Origin of the sequence: Aeromonas jandaei, assembly GCF_037890695.1 — a bacterium.
GTDB classification, from domain to species: domain Bacteria; phylum Pseudomonadota; class Gammaproteobacteria; order Enterobacterales; family Aeromonadaceae; genus Aeromonas; species Aeromonas jandaei.
The window spans coordinates 3,322,468-3,343,026 of the sequence record NZ_CP149571.1 but is presented as its reverse complement, the minus strand read 5'-3'; the positions used below and the strand labels follow the sequence as shown (position 1 = coordinate 3,343,026).

The window sequence follows — 20,559 nt, the reverse complement described above, 5'->3', positions numbered from 1 at the left end:
AGGAATTTTTATGCTGTTTATGGGTTATCTGCTGCTGGGGGCTTTCGCCGGCATCCTGGCCGGACTGTTCGGGATCGGCGGCGGCCTTATCATAGTGCCGGTACTGGTGGTGAGCTTTCACGCGCAGGGGGTCGATCCCGATATCATCACCCATCTGGCACTTGGCACCTCGCTGCCGACCATGATCTTCACCGGTTTCAGTTCGCTGCGGGCCCATCAGGAGGCCGGAGCAGTCGACTGGGTGATGATCCGCAGGCTCGGTGCTGGCATGCTGCTTGGCGCCTGGCTCGGCGGCATGACCGCCAATCTGCTCAGTGCCAATACCCTCAACATCATCATTGGCTGCTTTGCCTGAACCATGGCGTTGCAGATGGGGCTCAACCTCAAGCCCAAAGCGGAGCGCCATCTGCCGGGAGCGCTCGGTACCGGTATCGCAGGTACCGTTATCGGCTGGATGTCGGCACTGTTTGGCATAGGTGGTGGTTCGCTCACCGTGCCCTATCTGAGCTGGAACAGCGTGCCGATGCGCAACGCGGTAGCGGCCTCTGCTGCCTGTAGCATGCCGATCGCGCTGGCGGGTAGCCTGAGCTATCTCTATGCAGGATGGGGGCATGCGGATCTGCCTGAGTGGAGTGTGGGCTACATCTATCTGCCAGCCCTGATTGGTATTGTGCTTACGAGTACCCAGTTTGCCCGGGTGGGGGCCAAACTGGCACACAGACTCTCTCCGCAGCGACTCAAGCAGGCGTTTGCCATGCTGATGCTGCTGGTGGGGGCGAAGTTCATGCTGTTTAGCTGAACCCTTGGCCAGTTTGTTGAAAAATAAGGCAAACGATCTGTTGAAAGGCAGAAAGCCATTGCATTGAACGCCCAGTTTGCCTATTCTCCTCGCCGGTGGTCCTATTGGTCCTCTCGCATTGATAACCCGTCGACCTGGTCAGGACCGGAAGGTAGCAGCCAAGGCGGGGGACTCGAGTGCCGGGATGTGGCTGGTAGGGCCACCACTTGTTTCTGCAATTCAATAAGTTAGCTTCCTAAAGCCCTTGGTCATCCACTTTGTGTGGACGATGAGGAGCTCATCAATGAATCTCTGGCTCAGTCCCCACGGCATCTGGTATTACCGGAAAGTCACCACGCTCCCCTGTGGTCGCCGCAAAGAGATCAAAAAATCCCTGCATACCCGAGACAAGCTGACGGCTTGCGCTGTTGTGGCGAAACCATGGCTTCTGTTGGTTCGACAGCACCTTGGCCTCTTGGTCAGGAGGGGCTAGGTTAATGGCTGCGTGATACCAAGTCGGAACAGCGTGGCTTCTGTCGTATCAGTCAGCTCACTGACCCCGACCACGCTCCATAGATCTTCCTCCAGCTTCTTCGCTTTGTGGATAGCAAATTTGGCTATGGTATCCAGCTCGTTGGCGACGAAATTGATGTCTGGTCGGCCGGTACGGGAGATGCCAACCAGCACTGAATAAAACTCACCCTGCTGTAATGCCTGCTCGATAAATTGCCGCTTTTCTTGCACGTTACCGAACGAGTTGGCGAGGCAGCTCTTGATTTGGGGCCAACCTGAGTTTGTTTGCTCGTACGATACGTAGACCTCTTCCTGCTTTGGTTTGTCATCTCGTTCCTGATGACGAAGCGGCGTCATCAGCACTTCTTTCAGCAAGTCCCCCTGAAACAGGGGATAGAGGTTGCCATGCTCCGGATTCGCAGTACAAACAGTGAGCACTCTTTGCAATGAACGTGGTTTGAGAGATTTGCCAATAGATGCCGGCTTCGGACTCCCATTGAGCTTGTTGACATAGAGTGGGGTGTTGAAAAGATGGCTGGTGTAAATATTGCGTAGAGCTCTGGCAAGTCCGCGATAGCGGCGGTGTTCCGGGGCTGTTTTCAGCTTTTTCTGGTTACTTTCGATAAGCAGAGTGAAGAACTGTCGGCCAATGTGGCGGGCTGTATCCCCTTCAACGCAAAGGTGCAACACAGTGCGTGTCATGTTGAGGCTGACCAACCGGTAAGGCAGATGCTGCAAGTCCATCGTTTTGGCCAGCTCCTGCAGCCGGGGCAGGGCAATGGTCACAACATCGTTTTTCTCACCGATAAAGGCCTCTTCCAGCTCAATTTGCATACCATGGGCGGAGATATCGCGGGTTAAGCCCTGCCAGGATCTGCCATTGTGGCTGATGGTTATCTCCGTTTTGTGGATGTAGCGTTGTTCTTTGCGTAGCTGAACATATTGCAGCAGCTCGATCTCGAAAGGCATGGGCTCTTGTTCATGACCAAATCGTTGCAGCTCGTTGGGATTGTTGATTGTCCCCCCTTCCTGACGGAACTCTTCTCGTTGTGCGTCGAGGCTGATCTCCTGCAATAAACCGCAATAACCTAGCTGTTTGATGCGCTCCAGCAACTGGATGTCATGTAATTGGGACTCTTCGAGCCCGACAATCTGGCCCAGATCCGCTTCTGCCAACTCACACAGTTCCAGTGAAAATTTATAGGCACGCCAGCTGGGGCGATGAGCACCCACCTGAAAGAACAGTTTGGTCAAACCACTTAGCCGTAACTCTTCTGATGTGGCCGAGAAGAAGTAGATTTTATTTTGTACTGTATGGGCAAAGCTGTAGATCAGCGTTTCTCTGGTGGCTCCCGGTGCCGGGCAGAGGCGTTTCATCCGGTCGGCCGAAAACAGTCCGGCCAGTGCGTCACGGTTTTTTTCGTCACGCCAGTACTCGAGAAGGTGCTGGTTGTTCTCGCTGCGCAGGGCTATCTCCAGCTTGGGGTTTGCACCCGAGCTAAAAAAGAGCGGTATGCCTGTCATGCGCGGTAGATAGAACTGCTCGTGCCCCTTGATGATCGCCGCGGAAAGCAGGTGATCGACGCTTATCCGATGATGGCCTTTATTGGCTTTGATAAACTCTTTGATAAAGGTATCAAAGGCCGGGTTGTCACCAGTTCGGATCAGTATTAGCCAGAATCGCCCCTCTTTATTCTCCTCACCCAGAATCTGGTACTGCACAGGTTGTTGTAATAGTGGATTGTTACTGTCGTGCTCCAAACCGGTAAAGATGACCTCTACCTGATCACCGGTTTGATAGGTCGGTAGATAAGGCACCGAGATACGAATGCCTTCAGGAGAAAGATCCGATGTTTTGGCCAGGAGTTTGGCACCCTCTTTGAGCCTGACCTCTACAGGTGAGCTGATATGCATACGCTCTTGGCGACGACCGTAATAACTGGCGAATGGGATAGTCTTGACTTCATATTGCTGGAAAGGGTTGGCCTGCGCCGTGGCTTTGCCTTTCACCCGGGCTTGCTGCCGCTGTTTTTGCCACAGCTGCATCACCTCGTAGACCCCCATCGTGTAGTCATCACGGTAAATGAAGCACTGGCTCTGGAACAGGCTGATCGCCTCAGCCGGCATGAAGTGGATCATGCCTTTAAATTCATATACTTGGCACTCATCTGCCAGGGCGTCCCGCATATCGATAACCCTGCGGCAGGAGGCGCATTTGCGCTGTAGCTCCATTTTGAGCAGAAAGCGTCCGTTATTGCTCTCAGACTCAGTGAGCTGTGCAAAAATGTCTGCGAAATTCTTTTTCCGCAGCTGGGGAATGAGTTGTTCAATCAACTTTTGTTGCTGTACTGGATCCATGTATTCCCACCGCAAAAGTCATTTTATGAACACAAATACAGATTATCTTGCCGTAAAAGTGAGGTGCAATCACGCTTGTTAGTATTGCATATCCTAACGACTCCTCATTATTCGCTAAAAGGCGTTAACAACACCGCCGGTATCTCATAAAGCTGCACTGTTCAACTTGTACATTTGGATACATATCGTCACCAACTACACACGGAAGTTCGTCGTACCCGGTCGTAGGATGAAGTCATGGAGAACGGCTCCATTACCCTAATAAGGAAAGTGACCATGAAAAAGATCATCCCCCTGGCAGTAGCTGCAGTTTTCGCCCTGACCTCTGGTTTCACCATGGCAGCTACCCCGACCAAGGCTGCAGCACCGCAAGCGACTCAAACCAAAGTCGTGAAAAAACAACATCATAAAACCAAGCATCATGCCAAAGCTCCGGCAGCCAAAGCAGCACCGGCAACCAAATAAGATTTTGGCTCCAGCAGAGTCACCAAGACCGCAAGCGCGAGTAAAGAGTTTGGTGGTAGTGAAGTAAGCGGAGAGTTGTAATAACAAGGGAGGCTGATGCCTCCCTTTCATATGTTTGTGCAACCGACAGAAGATCATGTCAGGCCGCTTTTCTGTATCTATCTCCACTCTGTAAAGCTCATGCATATCCTCTGATGTTTCATCATCTTCAATCAGTTCCACCTTTTTACTGCTACTTTCGCCAGCTTTAGGTTATCTCGCGCTTGCCGTCTCCTCCGGTTGCGTTGCAGGATTTCCTCAGCGCATTCGGGAGCAAACTGCCGCAGGAGCCGCCGCAAAATGGCTACATGGTCAACACCATGGCATAAATGAGCGCATTTTGATCAGCCAAGCCAGGGGCATCATTAACCTGGCTTTTCTTTTATCGACTTTTATCTTTCTTGATTCATCTCAAGTGAGCCCATGCAAACAAGAATAAATATCATTTTACAGTGTTGGTGCTCATATTTAAGTGCTGGTTAATTAACGTGGGTGACGTCAAGGTAAATATGGTGATGGATGTATTGTTAACAACTGCAACTATTTTTTGGTGTGTTCTATAAAAAAGGCATTGCCAAGCCGATGTCATTATCGAGACCAGTCGAATTGGTTCGGGTTTTTAAATGAATAGGAATGCATTATTGTGCGTAAAATGATCCAGTGAAGATATATTATCAAGTTGGGTCGGTGCAGTTTATAGAAATAGCCCTGTCGAAAAGGTATCACTCATGATGCAACCGATTAACCTGTTGCTGTGCTACTTGGAGAACCACTCCAAGCCGCCTCCGTGTTGGGCTCATGGGGCCTATGACAACTGGCGATGGCAAGGATGTATGCAAAATCGTGAGTAAAGGTATATGACATAAGGCATTTTTAACTTCGACTTCCCGCTTGTTGCATCCTCTTGTTATCTCTTCAGCTATTCATCTTGCTGCGGGGATTACATTAATCGAAAAATTCGACCTGGCTCGCTTCGCGATTAATTAAATTATATTCAATTAAAAACTTTAAATTTATGAAGGCATGATTATCCCTTTGGGGGTAAATGCGTTTGTTTGTGATATGACGCGCCCTGTAAATAGGTTCAATCCCTGTGGAATTGATAGAGATCAATACTGAGGAGTAGGTGAGTCCTTAGCATTTCCGCTGTTAAGCATTTATCAGACAAGTGCTCACTACGGGAATAAGAAGAATGGTCGAGGATAATTTTTTATCGGCTCATGGGATTAATCGCCGTGATTTTATGAAATTGTGCGCCGGGATGGCCGCAACCCTGGGATTAAGTCAGAATGCTGTCGCCAAGATGGCCACTGCGCTCACCAGCCCCGAGCGGCCGCCGGTGATCTGGATAGGGGCACAGGAGTGCACCGGCTGTACCGAGTCGCTGCTGCGGGCCACTCACCCCACCATCGAGAACCTGATCCTCAATACTATCTCCCTCGAATACCACGAGGTGCTCTCGGCAGCATTTGGCCATCAGGCTGAAGAGAACAAGCACAACGCCATGACCCGCTACAAGGGCAAGTATGTGCTGGTAGTAGATGGTTCCATTCCGCTCAAAGATGGCGGCATCTACTGCATGGTGGCCGGTGAGCCCATCGTCGACCATATTCGCCGCGCGGCTGCCGATGCGGCTGCCGTCATTGCCATCGGCTCCTGTGCCGCCTGGGGTGGCGTCCCTGCAAGTGGTGGTAACCCGACCGGCGCTGTCAGTCTTGAAGAGGCGCTCGGCAATATTGGCACTCCCATCATCAATATCCCGGGCTGTCCGCCCAATCCCCACAACTTTCTTACTACGGTCGCCTACTACATCACCTACGGCAAGCTGCCGGCGCTGGATGCCAAGAATCGCCCGCTGTTTGCCTATGAGCGGCTCATCCACGAAAACTGCGAGCGCCGTCCGCACTTCGACGCAGGTCGCTTTGCCAAGGAGTTCGGTGACGAGGGCCACCGTCAGGGCTGGTGTCTCTATCATCTGGGCTGCAAGGGGCCGGAGACCTACGGCAACTGCTCGACTCTGGAGTTCTGTGATATCGGTGGTGGCATCTGGCCCGTTGGTATCGGTCATCCCTGCTACGGCTGCAACGAACAGGGTGTCGGTTTCAGCAAGGGGATCTTCCAGCTTGCCAAGGTTGAGAATCCGACCCCGCGGGTCAACAAGCCCGATGTGGCCATTCAGGAGGGGGGTCATATCTCTCCCACTTCCACCGCGCTGATCGGCGGTGCCCTCGGGGTGCTGGTCGGGGTGAGTCTGATGACGGTGCGTGAACTCGGTCGCCAGCAGAAGCGCCATGAAGCCGGGCAGCATCCGTCACGGGAGGAGTAACCGTGAACAGACGCAACTTCCTCAAATTTGCCTCCGTCGGCGCGCTGGCAGCCGGGGCCACTGTGCCCGGCACAGCCCTGGCGGCTGCCAAAAACAAGCCACCCATTCCCGGTGCGCTTGGCATGCTCTACGACTCCACCCTCTGTGTCGGTTGTCAGGCCTGCGTGGCGGAGTGCCAGCGCCTTAACGGCAACCCGGCCAATCCGGCGGGCGAGCAGACCTGGTCCAACAACGACAAGCTGAGCCCCTACACCAACAACATCATTCAGGTGTGGAAGAGCGGCGCGGGCGAGCACAAGGATCAGCTGGTGGATGGCTATGCCTACATCAAGAAGCAGTGCATGCACTGCGTCGATCCCAACTGCGTCTCCGTCTGCCCGGTGCAGGCCCTTAAAAAAGATCCCAAGACCGGCATCGTTCACTACGACCCGAGCGTCTGTACCGGTTGCCGTTACTGCATGGTGGGCTGCCCGTTCGACGTGCCCAAATATGACTACGACAACCCGTTCGGGGCGATCCACAAATGCGAGCTCTGCAACCAGAAGGGGCTTGAGCGGATTGATCAGGGCAAATTGCCCGGCTGTGTCGAGGTATGCCCGACCGGTGCCGTTATCTTCGGCACCCGCGAGGAGCTGATGGCCGAGGCCAGGCGTCGCCTGCTGGCCACCCCGGGCAGCGAATATGCCTATCCGCGCCAGACTCTCAAGGCCAACGACCCCTACCTGCACGAGGTGCCCAACTACCAGCCTTACGTTTATGGCGAGAAGGAGGGGGGCGGTACCCAGGTGCTGGTGCTGGCCGGGGTGCCCTACACCAAGCTCGACATGCCCGATCTGCCGGAACTCTCCTCCGGTGCGCGCTCGGAGCATATCCAGCACACCCTCTACAAGGGGATGGTGCTGCCAATGGTGGTGCTGACCGGTCTCTCCGTCCTTATCCGTCGCAACACCAAGAACGGTCACGATGGTCACGATCAGGGCAAGGGGACGTCGGTCGATCAAGGCAAACAGCAAGGGGGCAAGGATCATGAGTAACCACAAGGCACATCCCCTTGGCGGCAAGCTGGTCAGCTGGCCTGTGCTGGTGCTGGCACCCTTTGCGGTGCTGTGCGGCATGCTTATCCTCAAGCGCCTGATCTTCGGGCTGGGCTCTGTGACCGATCTGAACGGGGGTTATCCCTGGGGTCTCTGGATCTCCTTTGACCTCTTGATAGGCACCGGTTTCGCCTGCGGTGGTTGGGCGCTGGCCTGGGCGGTTTACGTCTTCAACCGGGGCGAGTATCACCCGCTGGTGCGACCGGCCCTGCTGGCGAGCCTGTTCGGTTATTCGCTGGGCGGCCTCTCCATCACCATTGACGTCGGCCGTTACTGGAACCTGCCGTACTTCTACCTGCCCGGTCACTTCAACACCTCCTCGGTGCTGTTCGAGACGGCGGTCTGCATGACCATCTACATCGGGGTGATGGCGCTGGAGTTTGCGCCCGTGCTCTTGGAGAAGTTCGGCTGGAAAACCTCCATGGCGCGGCTCAACAAGATCATGTTCTTCATTCTGGCGCTGGGGGCACTGCTGCCCACCATGCACCAATCCTCGATGGGCTCGTTGATGATAGTGGCGGGGGAGAAGATCCATCCGCTCTGGCAAAGCTATGAGCTGCTGCCGGTCTTTTCGCTTCTGACCGCCTTCATCATGGGCTTTTCCATCGTGGTGTTTGAGGGCTCTCTGGTGCAGGCGGGGCTGGCGGGGCGTGGCCCCAACGAGAAGCCGCTCTTCTACAAACTGACCCAGGTGATCGACATCTTCCTGATCCTGTTTGTGGCGCTGCGCTTTGCCGAAATCGTCATCCATGACAAGTCGGAATACCTTTCCGAGTTCAACCGCTACTCCATTCTGTTCTGGAGCGAGATCGCGCTGATGATCTTCCCGCTGCTGGTGTTCCACTGGGACAAGAGCCGCCGGGACTCGCGCATGCTCTTTCTGGGAGCCCTCAGCATGCTGCTGGGTGCAGCCCTCTGGCGACTGGATTACTCCCTGATCGCCTTCAACCCCGGCAATGGCTACCACTACTTCCCCTCCGCGACGGAGGTGCTGATCTCCCTTGGCTTTGTTGCCATCGAAGTGTGTGCCTATTTGCTGCTGATCCGGCTGTTGCCGGTACTGCCATCACTTGAACGTGTTCACCAAGATTATCAGGCCCGAGGGAAAGCCAACGTATGAGCCAACGTATCACCATAGACCCCATCACCCGCATCGAGGGTCACCTGCGTATCGACTGTGAAATCGAAGGCGGCGTTGTCACCAAGGCCTGGTCGTCCGGCACCATGTGGCGCGGGATGGAGGAGATCGTCAAGGGCAACGACCCGCGCGATGCTTGGATGATAGTGCAGCGTATCTGCGGGGTGTGTACCTCCATTCACGCCATCGCCTCGGTGCGGGCGGTGGAGAACGCCATCGGCGCCAAGGTGCCGGTCAATGCCCAGTTCATTCGCAACCTGATCATCGCGGCCCACAACATCCACGATCACATCGTCCACTTCTACCAGCTCTCCGCGCTGGACTGGGTGGACATCACCGCGGCCCTTGAGGCCAATCCGCAAAAAGCGGCGGACATGCTCAAGGGGGTATCGACCTGGTCCCTCAACAGTGCCGACGAGCTGACCAAGGTGCAGGATAAAATTCGCGCGTTGGTAGCCAGCGGCCAGCTTGGCATCTTTGCCAACGGCTACTGGGGTCACAAGGCGATGAAGCTGAGCCCGGAGGTGAACCTCATCGCCGTGGCCCACTATCTGCAGGCACTGGAGTGCCAGCGCGATGCCAACCGCATCGTCGCCATCCTCGGTGGCAAGAGCCCGCACATCCAGAATCTGGCGGTGGGCGGCGTGGCCAACCCCATCAATCTGGATGCACCGAGTGTGCTCAACCTGGAGCGGCTGCTCTATGTGAAGAGCTTTATCGACCGGCTCGGCGAGTTCATCGAGCAGGTCTACAAGGTGGATGCCGCCATCATAGCCGCCCACTACCCCGAGTGGCTTAACCTGGGGCAGGGGGCCAAGCACTACCTGAGCGTGCCGGAGCTCCCCACCGACGCCAACGGCGGCAGCTTCCTGATGCCGGGCGGCTATATCGAGAATGGCAATCTGGCCGGCTATCGCCCCATCGAGAGCCATCAGGATGCTTGGCTGATGGATGGCATCGCCGAGAGCAACAAGCACTCATGGTACAAGGATGATGCCCCCCTCAAACCCTGGGAGGGCAAGACCGAGCCCGATTACACCGGCTGGCAGGATGACGGCAAATACTCCTGGGTCAAATCCCCCACCTTCTACGGCAAGGTGGTGGAGGTGGGGCCGCTCGCAGACCTCCTGGTCAAGCTGGCCGCCAAACACCCGGAGACGGTGGCGCACTTCGATCAGCTCAACGGCCTCTACAAGGCGCTCACCGGCTCTGCCATCAAGACTGAACAGCTGCACTCCACCATGGGTCGCATCATCGGTCGCGCGGTGCGCTGCTGCGTGCTCAAAGATACCCTGTCCCATCAATGGAAGGCGCTGGTGGACAACATCGGCAAGGGGGACACAACCGCCTACATCAAGGCAGAGATCCCGGCGGACAAAGAGTTTCGCGGGGTGGGCTTTGAAGAGGCGCCGCGCGGCATGCTCTCCCACTGGATCGTCATCAAGGGCGGCAAGATCGAGAACTATCAGGCGGTGGTGCCATCGACCTGGAACTCGGGCCCGCGCAACTTCAACGATGAACCCGGCCCCTACGAGCAATCTCTGGTAGGCACCCCGGTGGCGGATCCCGCCAAGCCGCTGGAAGTGGTGCGCACCGTCCACTCGTTCGACCCCTGCATGTCCTGCGCAGTACATGTGGTGGATACCCAGAGTGGTGAAACGACTCAGGTGAAGGTGCTGTGATGAACACCCTGATCCTGGGCGTGGGCAACCTGCTCTTGAGTGACGAGGCCGTCGGCGTGCGCATCGTTGAGGGGCTGGGGCGCGAATACCGTTTCGCCCCCGGCATCGAGCTGCTCGACGGTGGTACCGCCGGTATGGAGCTGCTCGAAGCGATGGCCAGTCGCGATCACATCATTCTGGTGGATGCGGTGCGCAGCGGTAATCCGCCGGGCACCGTCGTGACCCTGAAGGATGAGGAGATCCCGACCCTGTTTGGTCGCAAGATATCCCCGCACCAGCTGGGGCTGGCGGACGTACTCTCGGCGCTGCACATGACGGGGGAGTCGCCAAAGCGGCTCACCCTGATCGGGGTCGAGCCCGAATCCCTTGAGCCCCGTATCGGCCTCACCCCTGTGGTGGCGGCTGCCATGGGGGAGGCGACGGATCGGATTTTGACCCTGCTGGCCGCCGTTGGCGCGCCCGCCATTCCGCTCTCTGAGCAGGAGAAAGCTGAACAAGCACGGGAGGGCCTATGGCGCAGTCCCATTTAAGCGAGGTTGAGAGAGTGCTGGAGAGAGTACCGGAGACGGCGCAGGAATTTGCTGGTTTTGCCCGCGATCCCGCGCCCCTGCTGGTAGCCCAGTACGAGCGGATCGCTCGCGAAGAGATGCAGGCGTTGCCCTTCTATCACGCCACCATGCCCATTGTGGCGGAGTGCACGTTGTTTGAAGGTCAGTGGCTCGGTTGCGTGCTCACCCCCTGGATGCTGAGCGTGGTGGTGCTGCCGGGGCCGGATCAACTCTGGCCGGTGCGCAGCAGCAGCGATCGGATCGCCCTGCAACTCCCCTGCGGCAACATGACCTTTATGGTGGGTGAATTGCCCGAAAGTGGTCAGCTGTTGTCCTGTTCCCTGATGTCGCCGCTCGATCCCCATCTCGGGGCCGGGGAGGGGCGAGCACTGGTGAGCAGCACCCTCAAGATGCTGCTCTCCTTGCCGGTGCAGCAAGGGGCTGGCGGTGTGGACCTGGGCCGCAGACGGCTATTCGGTGCCCGGCGCGGTCAACCGGCATAGTCGCTAGGTTTCACGCGAAATCAAGTTTAGAATAGGGGGCCATTTTGGCCCCTCACTCCCATGTTAAATCACGCATTCCACCTCTTTTTTTGAGTGATGATCCGTGAGTGGTACAAAACAAGAAGGATCCCCATGACTGTTCCACGCAATTCCCTTCGCCATTACGCTAGATCCAGCGCTACCGCCCTGTTGACTCTGCTGCTGGGCACCGCCTCTCACGCGGCGCTGGCCGCTGCCCAACCTGTGCCTGCCGAGCTCAAGCTCGCCATCGGCGCTGAACCCACCGAAGGGTTTGACCCTCTGCTCGGCTGGAGCCACGGCAGCTACCTGCTGCTGCATAGCCCGCTGCTCAAGCAGAACGCAGATCTCAGTTGGCAGAATGTGCTCACCCAAGCGGTGACCCCGAGCAAGGATGGCAAGGGGTGGCTCATTACCCTCAAGCCGGATTTGAAATTCTCCAACGGTGCGCCGCTCACCGCCGAAGATGTGGCCTTTACCTACAACAGCGCAGCCAAGGGCGGCGGCAAGATCGACATGGGCAACTTTGTCTCGGCCAAGGTGCGCTCGCCCACCGAGGTTGCCATCACCTTGAGTGCCCCCCAGAGCACCTTTGTCAACGTGCTGGGATCTTTGGGGATAGTGTCGAAGCAGGATTACGACGCAAAAGCATATGCCCAAAAGCCGGTCGGCGCCGGCCCTTACCGGCTGGTAAGCTTCCTGCCCGGCCAGCAACTGGTGGTGGAGGCGAACCCCTATTACGCCGGCGGCAACAATGACTTCAAACGGCTGGTCTTTGTCTTTATCGATGAAGAGAGCGCCTATGCCGCGGCCCAGAGCAGCCAGCTCGATGTGGTGCGCATCGCCCCGTCGCTGGCGCCCACCGTGCCTGCTTCCCTCAAGCTGTGGGTGCGGCCGAGTGTCGAGAACCGCGGCATCGTCTTCCCCATTCCGCCTGCGGGCGGCAAGGATGCCAAGGGTTATCCCATCGGCAACGACGTGACCTCGGATGTAGCGGTGCGCCGCGCCATCAACTACGCCATTGACCGCAAGTTGCTGGCCGACCAGCTGCTGGAGGGGCACGCCATCCCCGCTTACAGCGCGGTAGAAGGCTTGCCCTGGCTGAACAAAGCCACCGCCTTCAAGGATGGCGATGCTGCCCACGCCAATGCCCTGCTCGACGAAGCGGGCTGGAAGATGGGCAGTGACGGCATTCGCCACAAGGGTTCCCTGCGCGCCGCCTTTACCCTCTGGTACACCAGTGGCGACAGCACCCGCCGGGATTTGGCGGAAGCGGTGCGTGCCATGCTCAAGCCCATCGGTCTTGAGGTGAGCCTCAAGTCCGGCAGCTGGGAGCAGGTGGAGCGGGAGATGCACGCCAATCCGGTGCTGATGGGGTGGGGGAGTCTGGATCCCATGGAGCTCTATCACCACTACCAGAGCGGCTCCGGTGGGGTGGAGTTCTACAACCCGGGCTACTACAGCAACCCTGTGGTGGATGGCCACCTCAAGCAGGCGCTGGATGCCCCGAACTGGCAGGCGGCCGTGCCGTTCTGGCAGCAGGTGGAGTGGGATGGCAAAACGGGCGCCGGAGTGCAGGGAGATGCCGCCTGGGCCTGGCTGCTCAATGTGCAGCACACCTATCTCGCCAACCGTTGCATTGACCTTGGCAAGGGGGCGCCGGAAATCCACGGTAGCTGGTCACTCCTCAACAACCTGCAGGATTGGCGGTGGACGTGCCGTTAAGTTCTCCCTTGAGTCACTCCGGTTATCTGTTGCTAAAAGCCCTGCTGCGTCTGGCAGGGCTGTTATGTCTGGTCTCGGTCGCCACCTTTGTGCTGCTGAGTTACTCCCCCATCGACCCCATCAAGGCCTATATCGGCAACGATCTGCTCCATGTGCCGCCGGAGCAGTACGCCCGCATCGCCGCCCGCTGGGGGCTGGATCAGCCGCTCTGGCTGCGCTACTGGCACTGGTTTACCCAGGTGCTGCGGGGGGATCTCGGTTACTCCATGCTCTACAACGCACCGGTGGGTGAAGTCATAGGCCAGCGCTTTGCCGCCTCCTTCCTGCTGCTGGCGGGCGCCTGGCTGCTATCCGGTTTTTTCGGGATTTTGCTGGGCCTCTGCGCCGGTCGCTATCTCAATCGCTGGCCCGATCGCCTTATCTGCCGCTTTGCCTACCTGCTCGCCTCCCTGCCCACCTTCTGGGTCGGCCTGTTGCTGCTCGCCCTGTTTGCGGTGCACTGGCCGCTGTTGCCGGTCTGCTGCGCCTGGACGCCGGGGCTTGCTGCTGATGAGGTGGACTGGGCCATGCGGCTGCGTCATCTATTGCTGCCGGTGACTACCCTGGCGCTGCTCGGGGTGGGCAACATTGCCCTGCATACCCGGGGGCGGGTGGCCGAGGTGCTGGATAGCGACTTTATCCGCTACGCCCGCGCTCAGGGCGATGGCGGCTGGCCCATGCTGCGTTTTCACGTGCTGCGCCACGCCCTGACCCCAGCGCTCTGCCTGCAGTTTGCCTCCCTTGGCGAACTGATTGGCGGATCGCTCTTGGCCGAAAAGGTCTTCTCCTACCCGGGGCTCGGCCAGGCCACTGTGGATGCGGGGCTGCGGGGCGATATCCCCTTGCTGATGGGCATAGTGCTCTTCTGCACCCTGCTGGTCTTTATTGGCAACACGGTGGCCAGTTTGCTGCTGGCGTGCATCAATCGGGGTTGGGAGGGTGAGCATGCTGTTTAACCCGCTTCCCTCCATACTGCGGCTGGTTTTTGCCCTGCTCGGATTGGCGCTGCTGGCCACTTACGGCTGGAGCCTCTCTCATCAGGATGTGCCAATGGATCTGCTGGCGCGCCAGCAGCCTCCCTCGCTGACCCACTGGTTCGGTACCGATCAGATGGGGCGTGATCTCTGGTTGCGGGCCTTTCAGGGCACCCTCACCAGTCTGGAACTCGGCATCAGCACGGCGCTCTGCAGTGGGCTGCTGGCCATGGTAGCGGCAAGCGTGTCGCTCATTCACCCCCGATGTGATGCGGCGGTGCGAATGGTGATCGACGCCATGCTGGCGCTGCCCCATATGCTGCTGCTGATCCTCATCTGCTTTACCGTGGGGGGCGGCATGCGCGGGGTGATCCTGGCGGTGGCGCTCACCCACTGGCCCAAGCTGGCGCTCATTCTCTGCGCAGAAGCGCGGCGGATCGTCTGCAGCGACTATGTGGTGCTGGCCCGCTGTCAGGGGATGGGGGCGCTGCGTCGCTGGCGCATCCACCTGCTGCCGGGGCTGTTGCCCCAGTGGTTTATCGGCACCTTGCTGATGTTTCCCCATGCGGTGCTGCACAGCGCGGCCTTGAGCTTTCTCGGTTTTGGGCTGGCTGCCCACGAGGCCTCGCTGGGCCTGCTGCTGGCCGATGCCCTGCGTTATCTGGCCGGTGGCGGCTGGTGGTTGGCCCTCTTCCCGGGGCTGATGTTGCTGACGTTGGTTTTACTGTTTGATCAGGCTACCCGCGCCTTGCAACAGCTGCTGTGGCATAGGAGTGAACCATGCTGAGTTTTGATCAGGTGACCATAGAGGCGGCCCACTACTCCTGGCTGGGGCGGCGCAGCTGGCAGCCTTTGCTGACCGATATCAGCCTGCAACTGGCGCCGGGGGAGATAGTGGCGCTGGTGGGGGGGAGCGGCGAGGGCAAGAGCCTGCTGCTGCAAAGCGCCCTGACCCTGCTACCGGACAACCTGCGGATGCACGGCTCCATCTCCCTCGATGGCACGCCTTTGTGCGATGCCAGCCGGGCCCGTCTGCGCGGGCACACCCTCTGCTATGTGCCACAGGGGGTAAGCGCCCTCAATCCATTGCTGACGGTGGAGCGTCAGCTGGGACGTGCGGCACGTCTCTGCGGCCAGAGCGGTTCTCGCGAGCGGCTCGGCGAGCAACTGCTGTGCTACCAGCTGCCCGCTGCCACTCTGGACCGCTATCCGCGCCAGCTCTCCGGCGGCATGGCCAAGCGCATTCTGGCCTGCACTGCGGCGCTCGGCGGTGCCCGCTACATTCTGGCAGACGAGATCACCGCCTGGCTCGACGAGGGGCTGGCCTGTCTGCTGCTCGGCCAGTTGCGTGAATTGGCCAATCAGGGCAGCGGTATCCTCTGGGTGACCCATGATCTGGCGCTGGCAGCCAGCTTTGCCGATCGCATAGTCGCGCTGCATCAGGGGCAGGTGAGCGATACCTTGAGCTGCCACCATCTGCGCCAGGGGCAGGGGAGCGAGATGCTCAGAGCCCACTGGCAGGCGCTGCCGGAGTTCAACGCGCTCTTCTCTGTGCCGGAGGTTTCCTGATGTTGGAAGTACAAAACCTCACCATCGCCCAGGGGGAACGTCCCCTTTGGCAGGGGTTATCGCTGACGGTGGAAGCGGGCGAACGGCTCGGCATTTCTGCGCCGAGTGGCCATGGCAAGACCACGCTGGGGCGGGTATTGGCCGGTTGGCAACCGGTTGGGGCCGGCGGGCAGATCCTGCTGGATGGGCTGCCGGTGCCTGAACAGGTAAAAGGCTATAACCCCATCCAGCTGGTGCCCCAGCACCCGGAACTCACCTTCAATCCCTATCGCACCACCGGGCAGGCGCTGTGGGATGTATGGCGCCCCGATGACGCCATGCTGGCCCGCTTTATGGTCAAGCCTGAATGGCTCGGTCGTAAACCCGGTCAGCTATCCGGCGGCGAGCTGGCCCGCATCGCGCTGTTGCGCGCCCTCGATCCCCGCACCCGGTTGCTGATTGCCGACGAGGTGACCGCCCAGCTGGATCCGCAAATTCAGCGCCAGCTCTGGCGGGAGTTGATGGTTGAGTGCGAGCAGCGCGGCCTCGCCATGCTTGTCTTCAGTCACCAGCAGGCACTGCTGCGTCAGATCTGTCATCGGGTGCTGCGCTTTGGTGAGATGCAGCCCGTGACTGGTGTATTGGCTGAAAATGCGGCCTGAGGGTTAGTTCCCCCTCATCCCCAGCCCTTCTCCCGCAAGGGGAGAAGGGAGCAGAAGGTGCCATTTCGCCAGGCTCGGGGTTTAGGGTTTGGAGAACCTTGGGGTTTGAAAATATGGCTGGTTGTTATGCTCGAAGCCCCCTGAGGGGTTTGAGGGCATCGTATAGCCGCGGCATCCACAAACCGATTCCCTTACCCTGGGGAGAGGGCCAGGGTGAGGGGAAGCGAGTGTGGGATGCTGGCCATTTTGGACGGATAGCATGACCGACAAGGTCTACAGATAAAAGAGAGGGAGGCATCAGCCTCCCTCTCTTGCTATCCGCCGTTGGTAACGGCATTTAACCGGTTCTGGTTCAGGCCGTGGCCAGCCAGTTGAGCCAGGCATCCATCCCTTCGCCTGTGGTGGCGCTGACCAGGATCACCTGAATATAGGGGTTGACCCGTTTGGCGTTTTCGATGCAGCGGGCCACGTCAAAGCTGACGTAGGGCAGCAGATCGATCTTGTTGATCACCATCAGCTGGGCGGCGGCGAACATGTCCGGGTATTTCAGCGGCTTCTCTTCCCCCTCGGTGACGGAGAGGATCGCCACCTTGTACTTCTCGCCGAGATCGAAGCTGGCGGGGCAGACCAGATTGCCGACGTTCTCGATAAAGAGGATGCCCCCTTGATTGTCAGGCAACTGATGGCAGGCATCGTGAACCATTTTGGCGTCCAGATGGCAGCCCTTGCCGGTGTTGATCTGCACGGCAGGCACGCCGGTGGCACGGATGCGATCCGCATCGGCGCTGGTCTGCTGATCCCCTTCGATCACGGCGCAGGGGCGTTTGTCGGCCAGTTGGCGCAGGGTTTCGCACAGCAGGGTGGTTTTGCCTGAACCCGGGCTAGATACCAGATTGAGCACCAGCTGGTCGGCGGTTGTGAAGTGCTCGCGGTTGTGGGCCGCCAGCGCATTGTTCTTTGCCAGCACATCCATCTCGATGGCGATCAGCTGGCGCTGCCCCATGCCCGGAACCGACAATCCCGCTTCCCCTTTGCCATAGTGCAGATCACCCTGCTGATGGTCATGGTCATGGTCATGGTCATGGTCATGGCTGTGATCATGGTGGTGCTCATGGGGGTGATCATGCCCCTCATGGCTTATGGGAGCCCGTACCCCGTGGTAGTGGTGATGGACATCCCCCTGATGGTGATAGTGGTGGTGAATGATCAGGGTGCGTGGCGCACTCTGCTCGTGATCATGATGGTGGTGGGCGTCATGACTATGATGGTGGTCGTGCTCATGACCATGTTCATGGTGATGTTCATGCTCGTGGTGATGCTCATGATCGTGCTCATGGCCGGCGATCCGCGCCTGGCCGCATCCGCATACGCTACACATATCAACTTACCTCGATGTCGGTGATGCGCAGGCTATCACCCTGCGCGACTCGTAATTTGTATCCGCCACACCCGGGGCAGGCCTGCCCGCGCTCGGTGAGGGTGACCGTCTGGTTGCAGTCGTAACACCAGGCCTCTGCCGCCTTGTGTTGAAAGTGAAGCTGGGCCCCTTCGACGGCAGTGCCCTTGGCGGCCGCCTCGAAACAGAACGCTATGGTGTCCGGGTCGACGCAGGAGAAGCTGCCGACCTCGAGCCAGAGGGCGGTCACCTTGTTAAAGCCCCGCTGGGTGGCCTGCTCGGCCGCCAGATCGATGGCGGCCATGGCCAGAGACATTTCGTGCATGGTGGCTCCTTAACCGATATGGGGAGGAGCAGTGACTCCTCCCTGTAATTGACGGAATGGCATGGCCGCTCAACAGATCCGCGGCAGCAGTTCTCCTTGCGGCAGCTCCAGATAACGGCGGCTGCCCCAGGGGTTGTTGAGGATCACCTTGTGGCGATCGCTCGCCTGCACCACGCCGATCTGGCTGGCGGCGGGGTTGAATTGCCGCAAGATGCCCAGTGCGTCCTGCGCCTGTTCGGCAGGCAGGGCCAGCACCATGGTTCCCTCGTTGGCGAGATCATGGGGCTCGAAACCGTAGAGCTCGCAGAGGCCGCGTACCGGATCGCACACCGGAATGGCGGACTCCTCCAGCTCGATGGCAACGCCGGAGGCGCTGCTCCACTCGTTGAGCACGGCGGCAAGGCCACCGCGGGTGGCGTCTCGCAGGGCGTGAGGGGTAATACCAGCTTTAAGCAGCGCTTCGACCTGTGGCCAGAGGGTGGTGCAGTCGCTCTTGAGATCGGAGCCCAGTTGCAGGGCGTCACGGGCCATCAGGATGCAGGCGCCGTGGCTGCCGATATCCCGCGACACCAGAATGGCGTCACCGGCCTTGAGGTTGCGTACCGAGATGCCCCGGCTCTGCTCAGGCAGCGGGAAGGTGCCGACCCCGCTGGTGTTGATAAAGATCTTGTCGGCTGCCCCCTTGGGCACCACCTTGGTGTCGCCGCAGACGATGCGGGCGCCGCTTTTGGCAAGCTCTGCTGCCATCGACTCGACGATGCGGGCGAGATCGGCGTAGGGGAACCCCTCCTCGATGATAAAGCTGGCGCTCAGATACTCGGGTTTGGCCCCCATCATGGCGAGATCATTGACCGTACCGGCGATGGCCAGCTTGCCAATATCCCCCCCCTCGAAGAACAGCGGCGAGACGGTAAAGCTGTCGGTGGTGAAGGCGATGGGGCCGCTCACCGGCAGCAGGGCGGCATCTTCACCGCGCAGCAGGATCTCGTTGCCAAAGTGGCGAAAGAAGAGCTGATTGATCAGCTGATTCATTTCGACACCGCCGCCGCCGTGGCTTAACTGAATTTCTCTCATTGGATCCCCATATATCGGTAGTAGGCATTGCAGGCCCCTTCGGAGCTGACCATGCAGCTGCCCATGGGCTGGGTCGGGGTGCAGCCCCGGCCAAAGACTTTGCACTGGTTCGGTTTGGCCAGACCGCGCAGGATATCGGCGCACTGGCACGCCTTGTGGTCATCGATGGGAGTCTGATTGAGCGCAAAGTGGCGCTCCGCATCGCGTTTGGCAAAGGCATCGCGCAGGCGCAGGGCGGAGGCGTTGATATCCCCCAGACCTCGCCAGCGAAAGTGCTCGCGGGTCTCGAAAAAGCGTTCGACCAGCCGCTGGGCGGCTTTGTTGCCGCTGGCGGTGACGGCGCGGCTGTACTGCACCTCCAACGCGTAGCGACCCTCCACCTTCTGGCGCACCATCATCAAGATCGCCTCCATCACGTCCACCGGCTCGAAACCACTCACCACCACCGGCACCTGATAGCGATCGACGATGGGCAGGTAGATATCGGCGCCTGTGATGACGCTGACGTGGGAGGGGCCGATAAAGGCGTTCACCTTGGCCACCCCGTCGGCCATCACCGCATGAATGGCGGGGGGCACCAGCACATGGTTGATATGAAACAGCAGGTTCTCAATCCCCTCAGCTTCAGCCGCTGCCAGCAAGGCGGCGGTCATCGGGGTGGATGTCTCGAAACCGATGGCGAAGAAGACCACGGTTTTCTCAGGGTTCTCACGGGCGATACGCAGGGCGTCTAGGGGGTCATAGACCGGGCGGATATCGCTCCCCTTGGCCCGCTGCTGGGCAAGCGTGCCCTTGGAGCCCGGCACCCGGATCATGTCCCCCAACGTCACCAGAATGACGCTGGGCTGGCTAGCCAGCTCGATGGCCTGATCGATGCGCTCTTTGGGCATGATGCAGACCGGGCAGCCGGGACCGTGGACAAACTCGATGCTGGCCGGCAGCAGCTGGTGCAGGCCGTACTTCATGATGGTGTGGGTATGGCCGCCGCACACCTCCATCACCCGCAGCGGTTCGGGCAGATCTTTGGCCAGTTCGGTGATCTGGGTTGCGAGGGCGCGGATAACGTCAGGCTGACGAAAGCCCTGAAACAGGTCATTCAAGGTCAGCATGGCAAGATATCCTGTTTGGGCATCAGGGCCACCATCTGGCGGAAGCTCTCGAGGCTGGCCTGCGCCTCCTCTTCGTCAATCTTGCTCATCACAAAGCCGATATGGAGCAGCACATAATCGCCCACCTGGAGAGGCTCTTCGAGCAGCATGCAGCTGACGCGCCGCTGCACCCCCAGGGTATCGACGGTGACGCAGTTATCTTCGGGGTGCAGCTGCACCACCTGAGAGGGGATGGATAGACACAT

Annotated in this window: 19 protein-coding genes, 1 other RNA gene and 1 pseudogene; 15 read left to right on the top strand and 6 right to left on the bottom strand. The window is 59.0% G+C overall.

The genetic code is table 11. The features are described 5' to 3' along the window. Positions 1 to 10 precede the first annotated feature (10 nt). Together WE862_RS15655 and ffs are read left to right on the top strand one after the other, a co-directional pair. A pseudogene (locus WE862_RS15655) lies at positions 11 to 799 on the top strand (sulfite exporter TauE/SafE family protein). Positions 800 to 901: 102 nt separating this feature from the next. Continuing rightward, positions 902 to 998: signal recognition particle sRNA small type (gene ffs, locus WE862_RS15650), an RNA gene on the top strand. A 269-nt stretch (positions 999 to 1,267) separates the two neighbouring features. Here the strand turns inward: ffs and WE862_RS15645 are convergent. After that, positions 1,268 to 3,649, bottom strand: a complete 2,382-nt coding sequence (locus WE862_RS15645; protein WP_042029464.1) for a PilZ domain-containing protein — start codon at positions 3,647 to 3,649, stop codon at positions 1,268 to 1,270. 276 nt (positions 3,650 to 3,925) lie between these two features. Between WE862_RS15645 and WE862_RS15640 the strand changes: the two genes are divergently transcribed. From WE862_RS15640 to WE862_RS15585, 12 genes are all read left to right on the top strand, one after another. After that, on the top strand, positions 3,926 to 4,114 hold the full coding sequence (locus tag WE862_RS15640; RefSeq protein ID WP_033113872.1) for a hypothetical protein: 189 nt from the start codon (positions 3,926 to 3,928) through the stop codon (positions 4,112 to 4,114). 1,231 nt (positions 4,115 to 5,345) lie between these two features. Beyond that, a complete protein-coding gene (gene hybO / locus WE862_RS15635) occupies positions 5,346 to 6,479 on the top strand; it encodes a hydrogenase 2 small subunit (protein ID WP_041207557.1) in 1,134 nt (377 codons plus the stop codon). Between the two features lie 2 nt (positions 6,480 to 6,481). Then, positions 6,482 to 7,513, top strand: a complete 1,032-nt coding sequence (gene hybA / locus WE862_RS15630; RefSeq protein WP_042029457.1) for a hydrogenase 2 operon protein HybA — start codon at positions 6,482 to 6,484, stop codon at positions 7,511 to 7,513. After that, entirely contained in the window at positions 7,506 to 8,693 is a 1,188-nt protein-coding gene (hybB, locus tag WE862_RS15625; protein WP_033115848.1) for a Ni/Fe-hydrogenase cytochrome b subunit, read from the top strand. The genes hybA and hybB overlap by 8 nt, the downstream gene beginning before the upstream one ends. Then, entirely contained in the window at positions 8,690 to 10,393 is a 1,704-nt protein-coding gene (gene hybC / locus WE862_RS15620) for a hydrogenase 2 large subunit (protein ID WP_042029455.1), read from the top strand. Before hybB ends, hybC begins: the two co-directional genes overlap by 4 nt. Beyond that, on the top strand, positions 10,393 to 10,923 hold the full coding sequence (locus WE862_RS15615; RefSeq protein WP_042029454.1) for a HyaD/HybD family hydrogenase maturation endopeptidase: 531 nt from the start codon (positions 10,393 to 10,395) through the stop codon (positions 10,921 to 10,923). Before hybC ends, WE862_RS15615 begins: the two co-directional genes overlap by 1 nt. After that, positions 10,905 to 11,444 carry a hydrogenase-2 assembly chaperone gene (gene hybE, locus WE862_RS15610; RefSeq protein WP_042029453.1) on the top strand — a complete coding sequence of 180 codons (540 nt, stop codon included), beginning with the start codon at positions 10,905 to 10,907 and terminating at the stop codon, positions 11,442 to 11,444. Before WE862_RS15615 ends, hybE begins: the two co-directional genes overlap by 19 nt. Before the next feature lie 132 nt (positions 11,445 to 11,576). Continuing rightward, positions 11,577 to 13,187, top strand: a complete 1,611-nt coding sequence (locus WE862_RS15605) for an ABC transporter substrate-binding protein (RefSeq protein ID WP_042029451.1) — start codon at positions 11,577 to 11,579, stop codon at positions 13,185 to 13,187. Continuing rightward, positions 13,172 to 14,182, top strand: a complete 1,011-nt coding sequence (locus WE862_RS15600) for an ABC transporter permease (RefSeq protein WP_042029450.1) — start codon at positions 13,172 to 13,174, stop codon at positions 14,180 to 14,182. The genes WE862_RS15605 and WE862_RS15600 overlap by 16 nt, the downstream gene beginning before the upstream one ends. Continuing rightward, entirely contained in the window at positions 14,172 to 14,987 is an 816-nt protein-coding gene (locus WE862_RS15595) for an ABC transporter permease (RefSeq protein ID WP_042029448.1), read from the top strand. Before WE862_RS15600 ends, WE862_RS15595 begins: the two co-directional genes overlap by 11 nt. Continuing rightward, entirely contained in the window at positions 14,981 to 15,769 is a 789-nt protein-coding gene (locus WE862_RS15590; RefSeq protein ID WP_042029446.1) for an ATP-binding cassette domain-containing protein, read from the top strand. Before WE862_RS15595 ends, WE862_RS15590 begins: the two co-directional genes overlap by 7 nt. Next, entirely contained in the window at positions 15,769 to 16,410 is a 642-nt protein-coding gene (locus WE862_RS15585) for an ATP-binding cassette domain-containing protein (protein ID WP_042029444.1), read from the top strand. Before WE862_RS15590 ends, WE862_RS15585 begins: the two co-directional genes overlap by 1 nt. Before the next feature lie 352 nt (positions 16,411 to 16,762). Here WE862_RS15585 and hypB read toward each other — a convergent pair whose 3' ends face one another. Next, positions 16,763 to 17,551 (bottom strand): hydrogenase nickel incorporation protein HypB, encoded by a 789-nt coding sequence (hypB, locus tag WE862_RS15580; RefSeq protein ID WP_244463198.1) that lies wholly within the window; start codon positions 17,549 to 17,551, stop codon positions 16,763 to 16,765. On the opposite strand from hypB, the gene WE862_RS15575 reads away from it, so the two are divergent. Next, positions 17,450 to 17,812: a hypothetical protein gene (locus tag WE862_RS15575; RefSeq protein WP_244463197.1), complete on the top strand. Its 363-nt coding sequence runs from the start codon at positions 17,450 to 17,452 to the stop codon at positions 17,810 to 17,812. The two genes, hypB and WE862_RS15575, sit on opposite strands and share 102 nt — an antisense overlap. On the opposite strand, the gene hypA is transcribed toward WE862_RS15575, so the two are convergent. The 4 genes from hypA to WE862_RS15555 all read right to left on the bottom strand — a co-directional run bounded on the left by hypA (position 17,790) and on the right by WE862_RS15555 (position 20,559). Next, positions 17,790 to 18,131, bottom strand: coding sequence for a hydrogenase maturation nickel metallochaperone HypA (hypA, locus tag WE862_RS15570; RefSeq protein ID WP_042029441.1), 342 nt, complete (start codon positions 18,129 to 18,131; stop codon positions 17,790 to 17,792). The genes WE862_RS15575 and hypA overlap by 23 nt on opposite strands. 69 nt (positions 18,132 to 18,200) lie before the next feature. Continuing rightward, entirely contained in the window at positions 18,201 to 19,205 is a 1,005-nt protein-coding gene (gene hypE, locus WE862_RS15565; protein WP_042029440.1) for a hydrogenase expression/formation protein HypE, read from the bottom strand. Continuing rightward, positions 19,202 to 20,314, bottom strand: coding sequence for a hydrogenase formation protein HypD (gene hypD / locus WE862_RS15560; protein WP_042029438.1), 1,113 nt, complete (start codon positions 20,312 to 20,314; stop codon positions 19,202 to 19,204). Before hypD ends, hypE begins: the two co-directional genes overlap by 4 nt. After that, positions 20,308 to 20,559, bottom strand: a complete 252-nt coding sequence (locus tag WE862_RS15555) for a HypC/HybG/HupF family hydrogenase formation chaperone (protein WP_040065728.1) — start codon at positions 20,557 to 20,559, stop codon at positions 20,308 to 20,310. Before WE862_RS15555 ends, hypD begins: the two co-directional genes overlap by 7 nt.